Source organism: Microcoleus sp. D3_18_C2, from assembly GCF_036702395.1.
In the GTDB taxonomy this organism is placed as follows: domain Bacteria; phylum Cyanobacteriota; class Cyanobacteriia; order Cyanobacteriales; family Microcoleaceae; genus Microcoleus.
Genome location: NZ_JAUBTG010000009.1, coordinates 125,104 through 141,535, shown reverse-complemented (window position 1 = coordinate 141,535; position 16,432 = coordinate 125,104). Strand labels below are relative to the sequence as shown.

At 46.1% G+C, this 16,432-nt stretch carries 18 protein-coding genes; 9 read left to right on the top strand and 9 right to left on the bottom strand.

Going from position 1 to position 16,432, the window contains the following annotated elements; translation table 11 throughout:
• Window positions 1–108: 108 nt before the first annotated feature.
• The 3 genes from QUA88_RS08840 to QUA88_RS08830 all read left to right on the top strand — a co-directional run bounded on the left by QUA88_RS08840 (window position 109) and on the right by QUA88_RS08830 (window position 2,320).
• Window positions 109–831: a pyridoxine 5'-phosphate synthase gene (locus QUA88_RS08840; RefSeq protein WP_333058002.1), complete on the top strand. Its 723-nt coding sequence runs from the start codon at window positions 109–111 to the stop codon at window positions 829–831.
• A 306-nt stretch (window positions 832–1,137) separates the two neighbouring features.
• Window positions 1,138–1,314 carry a hypothetical protein gene (locus QUA88_RS08835; protein WP_333058003.1) on the top strand — a complete coding sequence of 59 codons (177 nt, stop codon included), beginning with the start codon at window positions 1,138–1,140 and terminating at the stop codon, window positions 1,312–1,314.
• Window positions 1,315–1,573: 259 nt separating this feature from the next.
• Window positions 1,574–2,320: a hypothetical protein gene (locus tag QUA88_RS08830; protein ID WP_333058004.1), complete on the top strand. Its 747-nt coding sequence runs from the start codon at window positions 1,574–1,576 to the stop codon at window positions 2,318–2,320.
• 91 nt (window positions 2,321–2,411) lie between these two features.
• On the opposite strand, the gene QUA88_RS08825 is transcribed toward QUA88_RS08830, so the two are convergent.
• The 3 genes from QUA88_RS08825 to QUA88_RS08815 form a co-directional block, all read right to left on the bottom strand.
• Window positions 2,412–3,434 (bottom strand): tetratricopeptide repeat protein, encoded by a 1,023-nt coding sequence (locus tag QUA88_RS08825; protein WP_333058005.1) that lies wholly within the window; start codon window positions 3,432–3,434, stop codon window positions 2,412–2,414.
• Window positions 3,435–3,695: 261 nt separating this feature from the next.
• Window positions 3,696–4,946: a transposase gene (locus QUA88_RS08820; protein ID WP_333058006.1), complete on the bottom strand. Its 1,251-nt coding sequence runs from the start codon at window positions 4,944–4,946 to the stop codon at window positions 3,696–3,698.
• 351 nt (window positions 4,947–5,297) lie between these two features.
• Window positions 5,298–5,660, bottom strand: a complete 363-nt coding sequence (locus QUA88_RS08815) for a hypothetical protein (protein ID WP_333058007.1) — start codon at window positions 5,658–5,660, stop codon at window positions 5,298–5,300.
• Window positions 5,661–6,006: 346 nt separating this feature from the next.
• On the opposite strand from QUA88_RS08815, the gene deoC reads away from it, so the two are divergent.
• The 6 genes from deoC (at window position 6,007) to QUA88_RS08785 (ending at window position 12,478) form a co-directional block, all read left to right on the top strand.
• Window positions 6,007–6,687, top strand: coding sequence for a deoxyribose-phosphate aldolase (deoC, locus tag QUA88_RS08810; RefSeq protein WP_333211823.1), 681 nt, complete (start codon window positions 6,007–6,009; stop codon window positions 6,685–6,687).
• 316 nt (window positions 6,688–7,003) lie between these two features.
• Window positions 7,004–7,879, top strand: a complete 876-nt coding sequence (gene recO, locus QUA88_RS08805) for a DNA repair protein RecO (RefSeq protein WP_333271268.1) — start codon at window positions 7,004–7,006, stop codon at window positions 7,877–7,879.
• Window positions 7,880–8,110: 231 nt separating this feature from the next.
• A complete protein-coding gene (locus QUA88_RS08800; RefSeq protein WP_333271265.1) occupies window positions 8,111–9,682 on the top strand; it encodes an MFS transporter in 1,572 nt (523 codons plus the stop codon).
• 27 nt (window positions 9,683–9,709) lie between these two features.
• Window positions 9,710–10,936, top strand: a complete 1,227-nt coding sequence (locus QUA88_RS08795; protein ID WP_333271262.1) for a glycosyltransferase family 4 protein — start codon at window positions 9,710–9,712, stop codon at window positions 10,934–10,936.
• A 90-nt stretch (window positions 10,937–11,026) separates the two neighbouring features.
• Window positions 11,027–11,455, top strand: a complete 429-nt coding sequence (locus QUA88_RS08790; protein WP_333271260.1) for an NUDIX hydrolase — start codon at window positions 11,027–11,029, stop codon at window positions 11,453–11,455.
• A gap of 111 nt (window positions 11,456–11,566) precedes the next feature.
• Window positions 11,567–12,478, top strand: coding sequence for an NAD(P)H-dependent glycerol-3-phosphate dehydrogenase (locus QUA88_RS08785; RefSeq protein WP_333058013.1), 912 nt, complete (start codon window positions 11,567–11,569; stop codon window positions 12,476–12,478).
• A gap of 51 nt (window positions 12,479–12,529) precedes the next feature.
• Here QUA88_RS08785 and QUA88_RS08780 read toward each other — a convergent pair whose 3' ends face one another.
• The 6 genes from QUA88_RS08780 to QUA88_RS08755 form a co-directional block, all read right to left on the bottom strand.
• Window positions 12,530–12,808, bottom strand: a complete 279-nt coding sequence (locus tag QUA88_RS08780; RefSeq protein WP_333211818.1) for a type II toxin-antitoxin system RelE/ParE family toxin — start codon at window positions 12,806–12,808, stop codon at window positions 12,530–12,532.
• Window positions 12,795–13,064: a type II toxin-antitoxin system Phd/YefM family antitoxin gene (locus QUA88_RS08775; protein ID WP_333211817.1), complete on the bottom strand. Its 270-nt coding sequence runs from the start codon at window positions 13,062–13,064 to the stop codon at window positions 12,795–12,797. The genes QUA88_RS08780 and QUA88_RS08775 overlap by 14 nt, the downstream gene beginning before the upstream one ends.
• Window positions 13,065–13,224: 160 nt before the next feature.
• Entirely contained in the window at window positions 13,225–13,530 is a 306-nt protein-coding gene (locus QUA88_RS08770; protein ID WP_333153788.1) for a small RNA NsiR4-regulated ssr1528 family protein, read from the bottom strand.
• A gap of 332 nt (window positions 13,531–13,862) precedes the next feature.
• Window positions 13,863–14,828, bottom strand: a complete 966-nt coding sequence (locus QUA88_RS08765; protein ID WP_333271258.1) for a threo-3-hydroxy-L-aspartate ammonia-lyase — start codon at window positions 14,826–14,828, stop codon at window positions 13,863–13,865.
• Between the two features lie 259 nt (window positions 14,829–15,087).
• Complete coding sequence (locus tag QUA88_RS08760; RefSeq protein WP_333058015.1) at window positions 15,088–15,261, bottom strand: hypothetical protein; 174 nt, start codon at window positions 15,259–15,261, stop codon at window positions 15,088–15,090.
• Between the two features lie 310 nt (window positions 15,262–15,571).
• A partial coding sequence (locus QUA88_RS08755) for a calcium-binding protein (RefSeq protein ID WP_333058016.1) occupies window positions 15,572–16,432 on the bottom strand: 861 nt, incomplete at its 5' end.

Genomic DNA, 16,432 nt, shown 5'->3' with positions numbered 1-16,432 from the left:
GCTTTTCGGCCTGTTCCACAGGAAAATCTACTCTTTGTGGAACGGGCCGGAGAGCCCGTTATTGAGAAAGATGCAAGATGTGAGATCAACTTTAAAGATTAACATCCCATGACAAAACTCAGCGTCAACATCAACAGAATCGCCCTCCTCAGAAACTCTCGAAACATCGGTATCCCCAGCGTTACCGAAGCCGCAAAAACAGTAATTGCTGCCGGAGCTCATGGCGTTACAGTCCATCCCCGCCCCGACGAAAGGCATATCAAAGCCACCGATGTTTACGAATTAGCTAAAATGCTAACCGTTGAGTTCAACATCGAAGGAAATCCGTTTCAGCCGCCATTTATGGATATAGTTTGCGACGTAAAACCGGCTCAGTGTACCTTGGTGCCGGACGCTCCAGACGTGCTAACATCGGATAGCGGTTGGAATATTCCCGAAAATCGCGATCGGCTCTTACCAATCATTGAAAAATTAAAAGACAACGGCATCAGAGTCAGCTTGTTTATGGACGCAGATGCTGCTCTCATGCCGCTAGCAAAAGAAGTTGGAGCAGACAGAGTAGAACTGTACACGGAACCCTACGCAACTGCTTTTCGCGAAGGTAGAGTAGACTTTGTTTTTCAACAATATGTCTTAGCAGCTAAAGCGGCTCAATCAGCCGGTTTAGGGGTGAATGCCGGACATGATTTAAATTTGCAAAACTTAGCTAAATTTTGCTCTATTCCTGATATACTAGAAGTATCAATTGGTCATGCTTTAATTGCGGAAGCGCTAGAAATGGGGTTGTCCAACACAGTACAAGCTTATCTGCAAATCCTGGCAGGTTCGTAGTACAATTTAACCTCGTGTGGTAGGGCGGATTTGGTAGTGATTAACTGGTTTTTGTCAGAAATAATAACTCAATCCGCTCTACCAAGATACAGTATCAAAATTTACGCAAAAAATGGTTTAATACGCTAGAAATATGCTAAGGTGGGGTTCGCAGCGCCCTAGATAATTAAGCGATCGTCAATCAATTTTAGATTTTAGATTTTAGATTTTAGATTTTAGATTTTAGAATTGAAGCATTGAAGCATTGACCACGGATAAATACGTTCGGCAAGTTTCATCGGATACAGGTTTTTTATTTCTGGACGGATGAATCACGTGGCGGGTATCCTGGATGCGGGAATTGTCAACAATGAAGTAACACTAGGGTTGTCACCCCCTGCTGGTGCTAGCCGTTTTCCAGTAGCAAGGCAGAGCCAGAATCCCAGAGACGGCGTTTTTTGGGTGTGGGCATTTCTTGAGCAAGAACCTCGGAAAAAGCTTTAATTTTCCTCGACTAAATTAGTAATATTCTCTGATGATATTATGCGTAGGTAGTATCATTGAAATGTCTCGACAAATTGAGGCTACTACTTAGCTCCCGCACTGCCAATTTGCTACCAGCAGGTTTTGTGCAAGTACGGGATATTTACTTGTATCCTATATGCTGCTGTAGCCTCTGTGCGATCGCCAGATTTAATCCGGTGAAAACAGGCAAACACAAGTAACCATATACAACTCCTTACCCCCCCCTCGGAAGTGCGACATGAAAAAAATAATTTTACTGACTGGAATGCTACTCATGATGACGGCAAAATCAGTATTTGCCAGCCCAGTAGCCCCCAAAATTGCACCGAGCGAGCTGATGGCTGCCTCGGAAATTACAGAAACCCTTAACAAACCCGTTACTTCTGAATCAGTTTCAAACCTCGAACCGATCAAGCGAATGTCAACCTCGGAACTCCGAGAAACCATCAACCAACCCACCACCTATATTTTTGAAGGCATCAAAGGGCGAGAACTCACTCTCTCGCTGTGGGCAGGACAACTAACAGCCGAACTGTACAGTCCCAATGGTGAAAATATGGGGGTTATTGAAAAAGGAGATAATCAGTGGATTGGCCAGTTGCCAGAGTCAGGCATCTATCGCGTGCGAGTTACCCCGAAAGGTGAAACCACCAGCTTCGTAATCGGACGCGACTTTAGCGCCAAGTGGACTTATCGGCCCGATCGCGCAATTCCCATAGCATTCAAGGAAACACAAGCCACAGTCAAACTCAAAATGTCCGGCTACCAAATCCAGCCTATCACCGTTCAAGGCAAACAGGGACAGACAATTAGGGTGACAGCTAGTACCAAAAATCTCGATCTGGCGATCGAATCTCCGTCGGGACAACTCTTGGATCAAGGCGAAGGTCAAACTTTTGCTCAACTACCGGAATCCGGCACTTACCGGGTGATCGTAGTTGCCAAGAGGCCGGTCAAGCCCTCAATCCGAGTTTCTGTGCAATAGCAAAGATTGCACAAATACTCTTGAGGGCGATCGAATTTGCGCCGCCCAAAAAAACAGCTCGCCCCATTGGCGAGCTGTTTTTTGTGTAAAATCAACCTTGGATCAGCGCTTCAAAACGTTCTTGTTTCCAAATGCAGCTTAAATCCGGGTCAGCTAAAGCTAGCTCTCGGTACAAATTAGGGATAAACTCAACAGCCCGCTGCAAATTGTCAAGGGCCAAATCAGCAAATCCCAGTAGCGCATAACAGCAAGCTTTATTGTAAAAAGCATTAGCAAAATCAGGAGTTATTTCTAAGACTGTTTCGTAGCAAGCAATCGCCTCAGAGTAGCAGCCTTTTCGCGCCAATTCCACACCCCGGTTGTACCAAATTAAATAATCTTCCAAGGGACGCTCAGATGTGGGAGTAAACTTGGAATTTCTCTGATTTAAACCTACTAATTTCTCCAAAGCAACTCTCCGTTCGCCCACAGCTTCGGCTCTGCCCGGTTGTAGAGCGATCGATCGGCTAAAACTAGCTACTGCTTGTTTGTAAAGTCCCATAGAGTTTGCAGCTATACCGCGATTGTACCAAGCCTTCGCATCGTCAGGCTTAAACTCGATCGCCCGGTCAAAACTGTTGAGCGCCTGATAGTAAAGCTTGAGTTCCAACAGGGCATTACCTCGGTTGTACCATGCCCAAGCAGCCTCCGGATACAAATTTAAAGAGCGATCGAAACTCAGAACCGCCTTCTCGTACAGCCCCATCTCGATCAGCGTCAGTCCTCGGTTGTGCCAAATACTCGCCGCGCACGGACTGAACTCCAGAGCCCGGTCAAAACTATTGAGAGCCTCCAACCACTCGCCCAACTTTCCTAAAGCAATAGCCCGGTTGTGCCAGCCAAAGCTCGCATTCGGCTGCACCGCCAAAGCCTCATCAAAACTCTTCAGCGCCTCTAAGTGCCGTTCTAAATTCCCCAAAGCCATACCTCGGCCGAACCAAGCCTTATAATGATCTGATTGCAACTTCAAAGCTCTGTTAAAGTTCGCCAGAGCACCATGATCATCCTTAGCTTCGAGGTGGCGCGATCCCAGATGGTAATACCAAGCCGCTTCCAAGTTTTGAATTAAGTTCATAATATTTTGTATCTATCTTAGGGATGATTCTACATGAAACCATACCTGGAATAAAACTGTAATTCCACTAAAAATATGAAAAATTTGATACAGGGCGATCGCCCGTACACAGTACCCGTAACAACCTCAACAATTTGCGGTCGAAACTAACTATTTTCCTCTCGTAAAAAGCTCTTTTAGCTAACCGCACTCATCGTTTTTTAGAGCTGCTGCGAATTTTAACTCTGCTTGACACTCCCCAGCCTGAAGGCATGGGGATTCTTAAGACCATAATTTAAGTCTTAAAGGCGCTGACAACTCGCCTCTACTGATTCCGCTTAGATCAAGTCCAAGCATCACCGCTACTTTTCTACCAATGTTGCCACAAGCATTGCAATCTGCATTAATTAGCCAGCCTTGCGCCGTTCGGTACAAACCACGTTTAATCCGCGTGCCAATTGGAAGCCACCCTTCGGGTTTTTCGCCGAAAGTAGGTAGCAAATCACGATCGACAAAAGAAGCTTTTGACGAATAAGATTCTTCCGTTTCAACGAACCTCAAGCCATACTGCTCACAGAGTTGAGCAATTCTATCTTTCAGTCTTCCCGTAGGGATTTGCACAAACTTTTGATTAGTTTTGCTTCCCATGTTGGCAGAATTTTTTTGTCCCTTATTCCAACCGAATACAACCGTTCCTATCCGATTTTTTAAGCAGTGCTTAATTACCTTCCTTGCTGCCTTGTTAACGGCATCTCGCATCTGACGATTCCGTCTTTCGGTCAAGCTGGCAAGCCTTTTAGACCAATAGCCATTAACTTTTCCCTTCATGAGAAATGCAACTCGTCTGTTGTATCCCTGGTTAAGCGACTTTAAAAGCTTGCCATCGACGATAAAACTTGTACCGACATTGCTCACGCAAGTTAACCAGTTATCTACGCCGTGGTCGATCATTAAGCACTTAGCAGGGTCTATATCTGCCTGGACATTGGTCGTTGTGTAGACAAACTCTAGGTAGAAACAGCCGTTCCGGGGAAGTATGCGATATTCCCGAATCGCTTTGAAATCAAGATTAGAAGGCATCGGAAGGAAAAACGCATCTAGACCGAACCACGCTTTAACCTTGCTACCCAAAGGGAATCTCAACATTCCGTCGTTGAGTTTTACCGACCTACCCGTAAATGTCACAAGTGCCATTCCGCCTTGACGATATTTCGGTAGCTTCGGACGTTCCGTAATTACGCCATTTTTAAAAGCCTTTAGTAATCCCATAAATGACTTAAAAGACTCTGCTACGCCCGTCAGAATTTGTTGAGCAGTATCAGAGTAGAACGCTTGATAGTGTCGGTTTCGGTTTTCCGTCCCCAAAACTTTGTGCAACTGAGCACGGTTTGGGATTTTACCAGTTTTAAAGTATAGCTGGCGGGAATAGTAAGTCCCACAATTAGAAAGTTTTGCAGATTCAGAACACAGGTATTCAATAATAGCTTGAATATCTGAATCAACTCGAATGAAATTTTGTTGACAGCCCAACATGAGTCATCCTCTTTGTTGTCATATAATCATACAGCAAAAACTCGAAAAATTTCCTGAATAAACGTTTATTTTTTCGGATTCAGGAATCTGAATTTGCAATTATTGAAGAACATTGCAAAGCTGTAGCTAGAACTAAAACTGATGTACTTAGAGAGAATTAATCAGGAGCCTCAAGGTTAAGGGAAAGCCGTCCTAAAAGGACGGGGCTTCAGACCCAATTTTTTGGTGAATCGCGCAACTCTTACCACCGCATCCCGAATTAGGTTTGCAGTTACACAAAAAGTTCTAGGGCGCCCCAAGTCTAACTGCAAATCTCCTAGTGCTAATAGCTTCTACTTCTGGTTGCCCAATTCAAGCAATCACAACCGCTGTTTTAGCATTCTCACTCAACATCAACTGGCCTGTTGCATCAATACTAAAATCTTTCCCCAGCAGAAAACCCTTGCCCATCAACCGCTGGCAAACAACCAGCGCAGTAATCCGGCGAATTTCTTCCATCACGTCAGCAGGAATCAAATAACTCAAACTCCAGATTACGGACTCGCAGTCATACCAAATCAAACGCTCAATACTGACAATCATCAAAGCAGCTACACTGTCAACAGACAGCCGCCCTCTGAGATCCGCAATCAAATCCTTACCAATTAAACTATTGCGAGTCATCATCGCTCTAGCCATCTTCCCAATTTCTTGTTCGAGTTCTAAATGATTCATGCTTGGCACTGGCTTTTATGTTTTTAAAGCACTACTCAGAGTAAAAACAGTAGCCGCTACCAGGCTCTGCCCTAGCGTAGCTGACGCAGGCTCTACCGCAACTCCTTTTAACAAAGTATACCTAAAGAAAGATCAAAAATGTATCTAAAGGCAGATACCAAAATAATTTTTTGACATAAATTGGCAAACCAATTCCCACAAGAGTTTTTGCGAGCAGCAAATTGAGTATTTATGCTCGATCGGGGTCAAAGTAAAGTCGATCGATTTTAGATTTTAGATTTTAGATTTTAGATTGGTAAATTCGATACATACTTAATAAAGTAGTTACTTCGGAGAAAAAACAGCAATGGCTGCAAACCAGGCAGACATCGATATTGCCCCCTTGATCGACTACGGCCTGATCGACCCCACCGCCACGCCAGAGCAAGTAGAACACTGTTGCCAACAAGCAGAGAGATTTGGCTTTGTCACAGTTTGCGTGTATCCCGCCTACGTCAGACAAGCAGTTGAGCTGCTGCACGGCAAACGTCCCAAAGTCTGTACAGTTATAGGTTTTCCCACCGGTGCTTCGACTTCAACGGTGAAAGTTTACGAAGCTCTAGAAGCAGCAGATAATGGAGCCGTAGAGTTAGATGTCTCTGTTAACTTAGGATTGTTGAAAGCGGGAAGAATCGACGAATTCCACCGGGAGTTAGCCCAAATTTGCGAAGAAACAAATCTCACCATCAAAGCAATTATCGAAAGTTCGCTCCTTTCCGATGCCGAAAAACAATTAGCGGCTGAGATTTGCATGGAAGCGGGCGCGGCTTATATCAAAACCAACACTGGCTTTTTTGGCCCGGCGAAAGTTGACGATGTGCGACTGCTGAAGGAAGTTACGAAGGGACGGATTGGGATTAAAGCTGCCGGCGGAATTCGTACTCACGAACAAGCTTTAGATTTGGTAATAGCTGGGGCAACTCGTTTGGGGACTTCCCGCGGCCCGGAATTAATGCGCCAGCGCGATAATTTAGATAAAAGTCATTAGTCATTAGTCATTAGTCATTAGTTATTAGTTATTAGCAATGGCTAATTGGTAATGGCTAATGGGGAATTCATTAGTCATTAGTCATTAGTTATTAGTTATTAGTTATTAGCAATGGCTAATTTAACTGGTTCCAAGGCTCTGCCTGGGAACCCATATTTAGAGGCTCTGCCTCGGCTGGGATTAGGAGGCAGAGCCTCCGGATCTGCGTTACCAGGCTCTGCCTGGTAACGAGTATCTAATAAAAGTTCTGCGTCGCGGACTGTTTTTGCTACTGTCCTTGTAAATCTAAAATCTAAAATCTAAAATCTAAAATCGAGTGACTCGAACTTACAAAGCAACTGGAATCAATCTTAAGAGTGCGCCGATCGGCGAATCCGATCGACTGCTGACAATTTTAACGCGGGAATTCGGCTTAATTCGAGCCGTAGCACCCGGTGTTCGCAAACAACGATCGACCATTGGCGGCCGAAGCGAATTATTTGTCGTCAACGAATTGCTAATTGCCAAAGGCCGATCGCTCGACAAAATCACCCAAGCCAACACCGTAGAATCCCATCCGGGTTTGAGCCGCAACCTAGGGAAACTTGCAGCGGCGCAATATCTGGCCGAATTGGCGATCGCCAGTGCCCTTTCCGATGAGCCTCAAGAAGAACTCTTTTGGTTGCTGGGCGAACATTTGAGCCGTTTGGAGCGTTTGTCCGATCGCACAGAAATCCAATCCGCCGCCGTACTTGTCGCCCACCTCACCCACGGCATTTTTCACTTGCTAGCCTTAGCCGGCCTCGCGCCCCAAGTCCAAGTTTGCTGCGCCACCAGACACCCGCTCATCCCAAATTTCACCGATCCGAACTGGCAAACCGGGTTTAGTATACCCTCTGGGGGAACCTTCAGCTTACCCGAACTAGCTAACCTAGAGGCAGAACTCTCTTCAGAAAACGGTAGCTTGTACAAATCCGCCTCCCGTTCCCGGCAAACGAATGGCAGCAAGCACTTGACAAATTTTGAGATTAATGCTAAGGAATTAGCAGCGCTGCAACAGTTGGCTAGTCCAGAACTAGGAGAGGGGATTGCCGATCGAACAACTTGGGTATCAGTAGAAAATATTTTGCGACAATATGCCCAGTATCATTTAGGTTGCACGATTCGATCGGGAAGCTCGATCGACACCTACCTAGAGAGTTTTGAGTTTTAAATTTTGAGTGTGGATTTAAATAGGTGAAGGGGCGATCGTACATCGCACCCCCAGCCTGCCGGATACCCGAACCTGCCGGCGTTTTCAGGTAAATTCTCAAGATTGTTACGACATCAGATAATAGATAGAGATAAAGTTACGAGATTATTAATAAACTTAGGGGTTAACACCTCAATTTCAAATTCCCATCCCCCCAACCTCCACCATCCCAGGCCATCCACCCCAAATCCTATGATGCGACTGTCTGATTCTGATTTGAGAATATCTGTGTTAGCTGTGACCCACCACAAGATGGAAGAACGAGAAAATTTTCCAGAGTTTGACTCTTATCCCGTCTCCGCCGATCGACAATGGAGCAACGTCCCAGACCCAGAAATGGATAAATACCCCACCACTCCAGCACCAGACTGGAACAACGGCAATAGCCCACACCCCGAAGCAATCCCTCCGGTTCCCACACCAGAGCCAGCAGCAGAACTCTCCGAAGCACTGGCAGAAATTCCCGAAAAACAAACGGGATTTTTGCCAGTGCTCAAAAACCCAAATTTTCTAGCATTGTGGAGCGGGCAAGTTTTTTCCCAACTAGCAGATAAAGTTTATCTCGTACTGACGATCGCCCTGGTGGCCAGCCGCTTTCAAGCGCCCGATCAAACCATCAGCAGGTGGGTATCGGCAATCATGATCGCCTTTACCATTCCCGCAGTGCTGTTCGGGGCCGCCGCGGGCGTGTATGTCGATCGGTGGTCGAAAAAAGCAGTGCTCGTAGCCACAAACCTCCTGCGGGGAGGCTTTGTTTTAACATTGCCCGTGCTGCTGTGGCTCTCTGACGGGTGGGAACTCGGTCAACTGCCGCTCGGATTCTGCTTACTGCTGCTAGTGACATTCCTCGTTTCGACTCTAACTCAATTTTTCGCCCCAGCAGAACAGTCAGTGATTCCCCTAATTGTGGAACGCCGCCACCTGCTATCAGCAAACTCCCTCTACACCACAACCATGATGGGTTCGGTGATTATTGGCTTCGCAGTCGGAGAACCCTTACTAGCTTTAGCCGACACCCTATTTTCCAACCTCGGCGGCGGACTGGGAATCGGCAAAGAATTAGTAGTAGGCGGAAGTTACGCCTTCGCCGGAGTGCTGTTGCTGTCGATGAAAACAGGCGAAAAAAACGAAGTTGAACACGAACCGCCACACCCCCTAGCAGATTTGCAAGACGGCCTGCGTTACATCAACGATCAACCGAAAGTCCGCAATGCTTTAATTCAACTAATTATTCTATTTTCCATTTTTGCAGCCTTGGCAGTTCTAGCAGTTCGGCTGGCAGAAATCCTCCCCGGTATGAAAGCATCACAATTTGGCTTTTTGCTGGCTGCGGTGGGCGTCGGAATGGCTGGTGGGGCGGCGACAGTTGGCTATCTTGGCCACAAATTTTCTCACTCGCAACTGAGTTTAATCGGATCGATCGGCATGGCACTTGCTCTGATGGGCCTTTCTGCATTTACACACCATTTGTGGCTATCGGTGCTGTTCATTACCCTGTTGGGTTTATTTGCCTCATTGGTCGGAGTGCCGATGCAGACTACAATTCAAGCAGAAACCCCAGAAGAAATGCGGGGAAAAGTCTTCGGGCTGCAAAACAATGCCACTAATATCGCTTTGAGTTTACCGTTGGCTTTGGCCGGCGTAGCGGAAACATTTCTGGGTTTGCCGACAGTATTTTTGGCTTTAGCAGGATTAGCGATCGCTGGGGGTGTCTTAACCTGGTATATTTCCCGTAGCACTAATAGCAAAGTCGATCGAATCTAAATAAATAACAAACTCTGATTTACTGGAATGCACATCGCTTGGCTAGGAAAAAAATCACCTTTTTGCGGTAACGTCACTTACTCCAGGGAAGTCACCAACGCACTATTAGACCGGGGATACCAGGTCAGTTTCCTGCACTTTGCCCAAGAAGCGGGCCCACTGGACAGGAACAATACGGGGTGGAGTATGGCAAATGGTTCATGGGCAAAGGGAATTGCTCAAACCTCATATACCAATTCGCTTTCGTCCGCGAGTTGCAACGAAGTCTCTTTACCCTGTCACTACAAATCGCAAATTTATACGATTCCCACTCTCAAGTCCCGCACAGTGCTGATGAAATCTCTGCGGCGGCTGAAACCCGATGTTGTTCACGCTTCCCTGACGCTTTCACCTCTAGATTTTCTGCTGCCGGAAATTTGTCAAGAATTGAATTTGCCTCTGGTGGCGACTTTTCACCCGCCGTTTGATCGCAAATTGCGGAATTTGACATCGGGAACCCAACACCTGATGTATCAACTGTACGCTCCGTTTTTGGCGAACTACGACTCGACGATCGTTTTTTCTCAGATTCAGCGGGATATATTGGTCAAGTTGGGAGTGCCACAGGAACGGGTGGCTGTGATTCCCAACGGCGTGGATGCCATTAAATATTCTCCAGGGCCTTCGGGGTTGAAGTCAGAATTAAAAGCCGATCGAGTTTTTGTTTACCAAGGCCGCATTGCCCAGGAGAAAAATGTCGAAGCCCTGCTCAAGGCCTGGAAACAGTGCAATTTTGGCCCTAGGAACGTATTGGCGATCGTAGGTGACGGGCCCCTAGCCGCCTCGCTGCAACTATTTTACGGCGAAGAGGATGGCATTGTGTGGCTCGGATTTGTTGCCGAGGAGGAACGCCGGATCGAAATTCTGCGGGGTGCTGACGTATTTATTTTGCCTTCTTTGGTGGAGGGACTATCGCTGTCGCTGCTAGAAGCGATGGCCTGCGGTTTAGCTTGTTTGGCAACCGATGCCGGTGCTGACGGCGAGGCCTTGGAGGAAGGCGCGGGGATAGTTTTGAACACTCAGAGGGTACGAAGTCAGTTGCAAACCTTGCTGCCGCTGTTTTGCGATCATCCTGAGTTGGGAATGCTGCTTGGTCAAAAAGCACGCCAACGGGCGATGGAGCGATACACTCTCAGTCAGAATATTACTGAGTTGGAAAAGCTGTATGCAGAGGTTTTGCAAAAGCAGCGCGTACTAATTCGCGGTTTAGCATAATTCAGCAGGAAGAAGGAACTCCGAACCAGTTGAAATTAATCCGTGTATTCGTGTCAAAATCGGTCTCGTGCCTTCCTTCTTCCTTCGCAAATGACTTACAAAAATCCCGCTCCTACAGTAGATATTATCATCGAATTAGCCGATCGCCCCCATCGCCCGATCATACTCATTGAACGCCGCAATATTCCCTACGGCTGGGCAATTCCCGGCGGCTTTGTCGATTATGGGGAATCGGTAGAAACGGCGGCCAAACGCGAAGCTTTAGAAGAAACGAGTTTGAATGTAGAATTAATTGAGCAATTTTACGTTTATTCTGATCCCAATCGCGACGCGCGGCAACACACTATTAGTATTGTATTCTTGGCTTCTGCAACCGGCGAACCTCAAGCCGCCGACGATGCTAAAAATTTACAATTTTTTGAATCTTGGCAGATTCCCCATCAATTATGTTTCGATCACGATCGCATTTTACGAGATTATTGGCGTTACCGTCATTATGGATTGCGGCCGCGTTTGTAGGCTGAGGATTTGTTAACCACAGATGTAGGCGGATTAACGCAGATTGATTGCTATGATTTATCGGTGATTTATCTGTGTTAATCTGCGGTTAAATTCATTAAACTAAATTCTATGGCAAGCTTGACAATATTAGGCGGAGGTGCTTGGGGTTCGGCACTGGCCAATCTGGGAGGAAAAAAAGGCGATCGAGTTAATTTGTGGTCGCGCAGCAGTTCTGTTAATCTAGAATCAGTTATAACAGGTGCGGATGTTGTTGTTTCGGCAGTTTCGATGAAAGGAGTTGGAGCAACGGTCGATCGACTTTTGGCTTTACAGTTAAGTCCCAGTACAATTATAGTTACCGTCACCAAAGGTTTAGACCCCGCGACTACCCGCACTCCATCTCAAATTTGGCAAAATGCCTTTCCTAACAATTCAATAGTCGTACTTTCGGGCCCTAATCTTTCCGAGGAAATTCAGCAGGGCTTGCCGGCTGCAACGGTAGCGGCGAGTTTGGATTTAGCGGCGGCCAAGCAAGTGCAAAATATTTACAGTTCTGATATTTTTCGGGTTTATGTGAATGAAGACCCGCTGGGAACTGAGTTAGGTGGAACTTTGAAAAATGTATTTGCGATCGCCGCTGGTGTTTGCGACGGTTTACAATTAGGAACTAATGCTAAATCTGCTTTGCTGACTCGCGCTTTGCCGGAAATGATTCGGGTGGGAGTTCGTTTGGGATCTCGCGCAGAAACTTTTTACGGTTTGTCTGGTTTGGGAGATTTGCTCGCTACTTGCAACAGTCCTTTATCACGCAATTATCGGGTTGGTTTCGGATTAGCTGAAGGCAAATCTTTAGAGCAAATTTTGCAGGAATTGCAGAGCACTGCTGAGGGAGTCAATACTACTAATGTGTTGATTGATTTGGCCAATCAACGCGGCATAGAAGTGCCTGTTTCTCGTCAAGTTTATCGCTTATTAAATGGTGAAATTACTCCTGAACACGCTGTTTTATCACTGATGGAACGCACTTTAAAACCGGAGTAATATCAAAATAATTACCAGATATTTAAAGCAGCATCACTGAGAATGAGTTTCTTAAAAAAGGCGCTCTAATTTTTTGTACACTTCATCATCGTTACGCTTACCAACTAGAATAATTTCTACCAAATCTTCTTCGGAATTAAAGCTGTAAATAATCCGATACTCGCCACTATCTACCCGATAATAACCCGGATATCCGATTAATTGCTTGCTATCATTAGGTAAAGGATCGACATTCAGCGCTAACACTTTTTTAGCAATTTGAGCCGCTATTTTAGGTGGCAAACCCTTGAGAAAGTCGAGAACTGTTTGTAAACCATCAAGTTTCGCCATTGGCCAGTTGTTTTAGTGTTTCTACAAAGGTTTTAGTACCAACCATTTGAGACTGACTCAGGGCAGATTTTGCTGATGAACCTAAAAGCATATCTTCTAATTCCATCAGCCGCTCTATCAAGCGCTGATAGGCATCAGCGGACATAATTACGTGGCTGGGCTGCGATTTATCTGTGAGTAAAACTGGCTCCACAGCAGCTCGGTTAAAGACTGTCCCCTGTGGATTACATACTTCTGCGAGGGTGTAACTTTGCATGACAGATGTTATGAGCGTGGGTTATGTCTATTTTAGGCAAAATCGGCAGCAACAGGCAAGATGCCTGTTCCACAAAGAATTGATTTTCTTGTGGAACAGGCATCTTGCCTGTTCATAAAAGGCTTATTGAGAATGGTGCAAGATGTGGGATAAATACGATCTATTTACCGCCGTAATAAAAAGCGATTTCTTTCTCTTTCAGCGGTGCAAAGTTTGCCGCAACCAGCATTTTATCGAGTTCCTCTTGTCCGATGTGTTTGACACCGATTCGGACAATGCGCGATCGCATTGTATTTGACACGCCGCTGCGCTGTCTGCCGGCTTCTAATCCCATCACTTGCTCGTACAGGTCTAATTTTGCTTGCGGAATCGGAGTACCGTCAAAGTCGATTCCAGAGGCGATCGCAACATCGATCGCATCTGCACCAGTTGTAGATTGAGCCGCTGAGTTTGTTTCTGAAGACATTGTGCTGTGTTATCAAAGTTTGCTGTGCCAGCATTTTATCAGAGAAGCTGCTACATAAATTATTCAATCTAAAATCTGGCGTTGCTGATTCACGGTATGAATAAAGTTTTATGGGAAGTTACATAACTCACGATAGTTGGCTTATAGTAATTCCGAAATTTTCCATTCATAAGCTGTTGCGCGTTTAAATTGCATATTCGGGACGGACTCGCGTGCCCATCCCACAATAATTTGAGTGATTTTTGACACACAATTTAAATGGAGAACAGCTTACCTGTATTCAGCAACGCCTAAAATCTAAAATCTAAAATCTAAAATCTAAAATCTAAAATCTAAAATCGATTGACTTCCTTCAAATCCACATTTCCGCCGCTCACAATCACGCCAATCCTCGCATTTTCAGCCGGCACAACACCTGAAAGCAAAGCCGCCGCCGCTAACACTCCCGTCGGTTCCACAACTATCTTCATGCGTTCCCACATAAAAAACATTGTGCTGCGAATTGCCTCTTCTGAAACTGTTGCCATATCATCAACATAATGCAGCACCAAAGGAAAGGTTAATTTCCCCAAAGATGGTGTGCGCGCACCGTCAGCAATCGTATCCGGGTTAATAACAGTTTGTAGCGTTTTCGTGCGGAACGATCGCGCCGCATCGTCTGCTTGCTCCGGTTCCACTCCTATTACTTTACACTGCGGAGACAAAGTTTTTGTCGCGATCGCACATCCCGACAGCAAACCCCCGCCCCCACAGCAAACTAACAGCAAATCCAACTCCCCAACTTCTGCGATTAATTCCAGCGCCGCCGTACCTTGTCCCCCAATCACCCACGCATGATCATAAGGAGGAATAATTGTCAAGTGTCGTTCTGCGGCAATTTTAGCGGCTAACTCTTCGCGGGAAACTTGAGTGCGATCGTACAAAATAATCTCTGCACCGTAGCCGCGAGTCGCTTCTTGCTTGACTTTTGGCGCATCTGCCGGCATAACAACAGTAGCAGGAATTTCTAGCAACCGTGCCGCAAGGGCGATCGCCTGCGCGTGATTTCCCGAAGAAAAAGTCAGCACTCCCCGCCGTTTTTCGGCTTCAGATAGCTGCATCAAAGCATTGCAAGCACCCCGAAATTTAAACGAGCCCGTGCGCTGAAAGTTTTCGCACTTGAAAAATACCTGAGAATTTGTGCGTTTGTTGAAAGTTTCCGAAGTCAGCACCGGCGTCTTGAAAGCCTTGCCCTGCAAGCGATTTGCCGCCGCCTTCACATCCGCGAAACAGACTGACAAGGGATTTTGGGCACTCATAGATTTTAGATTAGGGCGATCAAGGACTCTATTTGTAGGGTGGGCATTGCCCGCTTCACTCTTACCATTAAACTATAAATTTTTATCATCAGCTTATGAATAATTATCATTAGCTGTGGCGCTTAATGGTTAAAAAAGCTGTGGACTCAAATCAAAGTTATGACAATTTACTATCAACAATTAAAGGGACGTTTGTACTTGCACAGGAGAGGGGTTAATCAATTAGGAGTGACGCATGGGGCCCAGAAACCTGGTTTTTTTACGAAAATACTTCGTTCGCACTCGAAGATGAGGTAAAAAACCCGGTTTCTTTGTCGAAGTGCGTCCATGTGAATACAAATTTAACCACCGCCGGATTAATTGTAGAGAAACGGCACGGCGGAGTGTCCTGATTTTCGGTAATATCAAATCCATTGGCATCGGAATTATTCATCTCTCTCTCCCCTTTCTCTGTATCCTCTGTGTCCTCTGCGGTTTAATCAACCGGAATGGATATAACGGGTAAAATAAACCGGATTGGATGGTGAAATTGCCCTCGCGAGTGCGATCAACTCCAACCATCGACAACAACGGAAAAAAGAACACAGCAATGCCATTTCCCTACCCAAAAAAGAGCAGCTAAATTGTTTAACAATTACCAAAAAAAAGGACACAGCATGGCTGTGTCCTTACCCGTATCTTGTAGGGACACAGCATGGCTGTGTCCCTAACCGTACCGATATCCCGATTAGGATTCTTGCCGTTTAGAACAAGAACAATTCAGTATTACCGGAAATTCCTAAATCGACATTATTGACAGTTGCAAACAAACTGTTACCGCCAACCGTAGAACCGTTGCTATCGTAATACAGTTTAGTAGACAAACCGTCGTAGATAGCCATGATGGACGGGCCGGTTAAAGTTGCTTCGAGCGCAGTTACAGAAACTGTGCTGCTGTAAGCGTAGAAACTCGAAGCCAAAGTCCCTCCGGTTGTAAACGCTGCAAAACCAGTTTTGTCGAGATTAATTACATCATCAGCAATGCTGTAATTGGTAATTACATCCCCGCCGTCAGCAGTAGTTCCGGTGAACACAAACACATCCGCACCAGCACCGCCGTTGAGAACATTGGTTCCCACACCACCGATTAAAGTGTCATTCCCCTCGCCGCCGAAGAGACTGTCGCTACCCGCGCCGCCGAAAATGCTGTCGTTACCTGCATCGCCGGAGATACTGTCGTTACCTGCACCGCCGTCGAAAATATCAGCACTCGATCCGCCGTTCAAGATGTCAGCAAACTCAGTGCCGGTGACGTTATTAGCTGTCGCACTTCCTGTAAATAAGACAGGAGTGGTGAAGTTGTAACCGCCAACACCAGAACCGAAGTTGTTAACTCCGCTTGTCGGGAAAGTACCGGGATTAGTGATTAAATCCACAACGCTACCTGAGTTGGTAGTAGTACCATTGGCAGAAGGTGCGATCGTACCTGTAAATACAAAGTCCGCCGTTCCCAGATTGCTAGCAGTACCCAGATTCGCAATGAAGGTAGAACCACCGGCTACGGTACCGTTCGAGTCAAAATACAACTCTGTTTCGTTCGACGCATTAGTAAAGGCGAAGAAACC

What these genes read in the sequence shown, in the direction of transcription:
- QUA88_RS08840 (WP_333058002.1), top strand. Translation starts at nt 109, where the DNA reads ATGACAAAACTCAGCGTCAACATCAACAGAATCGCCCTCCTCAGAAAC.
- QUA88_RS08835 (WP_333058003.1), top strand. Translation starts at nt 1,138, where the DNA reads ATGAATCACGTGGCGGGTATCCTGGATGCGGGAATTGTCAACAATGAA.
- QUA88_RS08830 (WP_333058004.1), top strand. Translation starts at nt 1,574, where the DNA reads ATGAAAAAAATAATTTTACTGACTGGAATGCTACTCATGATGACGGCA.
- QUA88_RS08825 (WP_333058005.1), bottom strand. Translation starts at nt 3,434, where the DNA reads ATGAACTTAATTCAAAACTTGGAAGCGGCTTGGTATTACCATCTGGGA.
- QUA88_RS08820 (WP_333058006.1), bottom strand. Translation starts at nt 4,946, where the DNA reads ATGTTGGGCTGTCAACAAAATTTCATTCGAGTTGATTCAGATATTCAA.
- QUA88_RS08815 (WP_333058007.1), bottom strand. Translation starts at nt 5,660, where the DNA reads ATGAATCATTTAGAACTCGAACAAGAAATTGGGAAGATGGCTAGAGCG.
- deoC (WP_333211823.1), top strand. Translation starts at nt 6,007, where the DNA reads ATGGCTGCAAACCAGGCAGACATCGATATTGCCCCCTTGATCGACTAC.
- QUA88_RS08800 (WP_333271265.1), top strand. Translation starts at nt 8,111, where the DNA reads ATGATGCGACTGTCTGATTCTGATTTGAGAATATCTGTGTTAGCTGTG.
- QUA88_RS08795 (WP_333271262.1), top strand. Translation starts at nt 9,710, where the DNA reads ATGCACATCGCTTGGCTAGGAAAAAAATCACCTTTTTGCGGTAACGTC.
- QUA88_RS08790 (WP_333271260.1), top strand. Translation starts at nt 11,027, where the DNA reads ATGACTTACAAAAATCCCGCTCCTACAGTAGATATTATCATCGAATTA.
- QUA88_RS08785 (WP_333058013.1), top strand. Translation starts at nt 11,567, where the DNA reads ATGGCAAGCTTGACAATATTAGGCGGAGGTGCTTGGGGTTCGGCACTG.
- QUA88_RS08780 (WP_333211818.1), bottom strand. Translation starts at nt 12,808, where the DNA reads ATGGCGAAACTTGATGGTTTACAAACAGTTCTCGACTTTCTCAAGGGT.
- QUA88_RS08775 (WP_333211817.1), bottom strand. Translation starts at nt 13,064, where the DNA reads ATGCAAAGTTACACCCTCGCAGAAGTATGTAATCCACAGGGGACAGTC.
- QUA88_RS08770 (WP_333153788.1), bottom strand. Translation starts at nt 13,530, where the DNA reads ATGTCTTCAGAAACAAACTCAGCGGCTCAATCTACAACTGGTGCAGAT.
- QUA88_RS08765 (WP_333271258.1), bottom strand. Translation starts at nt 14,828, where the DNA reads ATGAGTGCCCAAAATCCCTTGTCAGTCTGTTTCGCGGATGTGAAGGCG.
- QUA88_RS08760 (WP_333058015.1), bottom strand. Translation starts at nt 15,261, where the DNA reads ATGAATAATTCCGATGCCAATGGATTTGATATTACCGAAAATCAGGAC.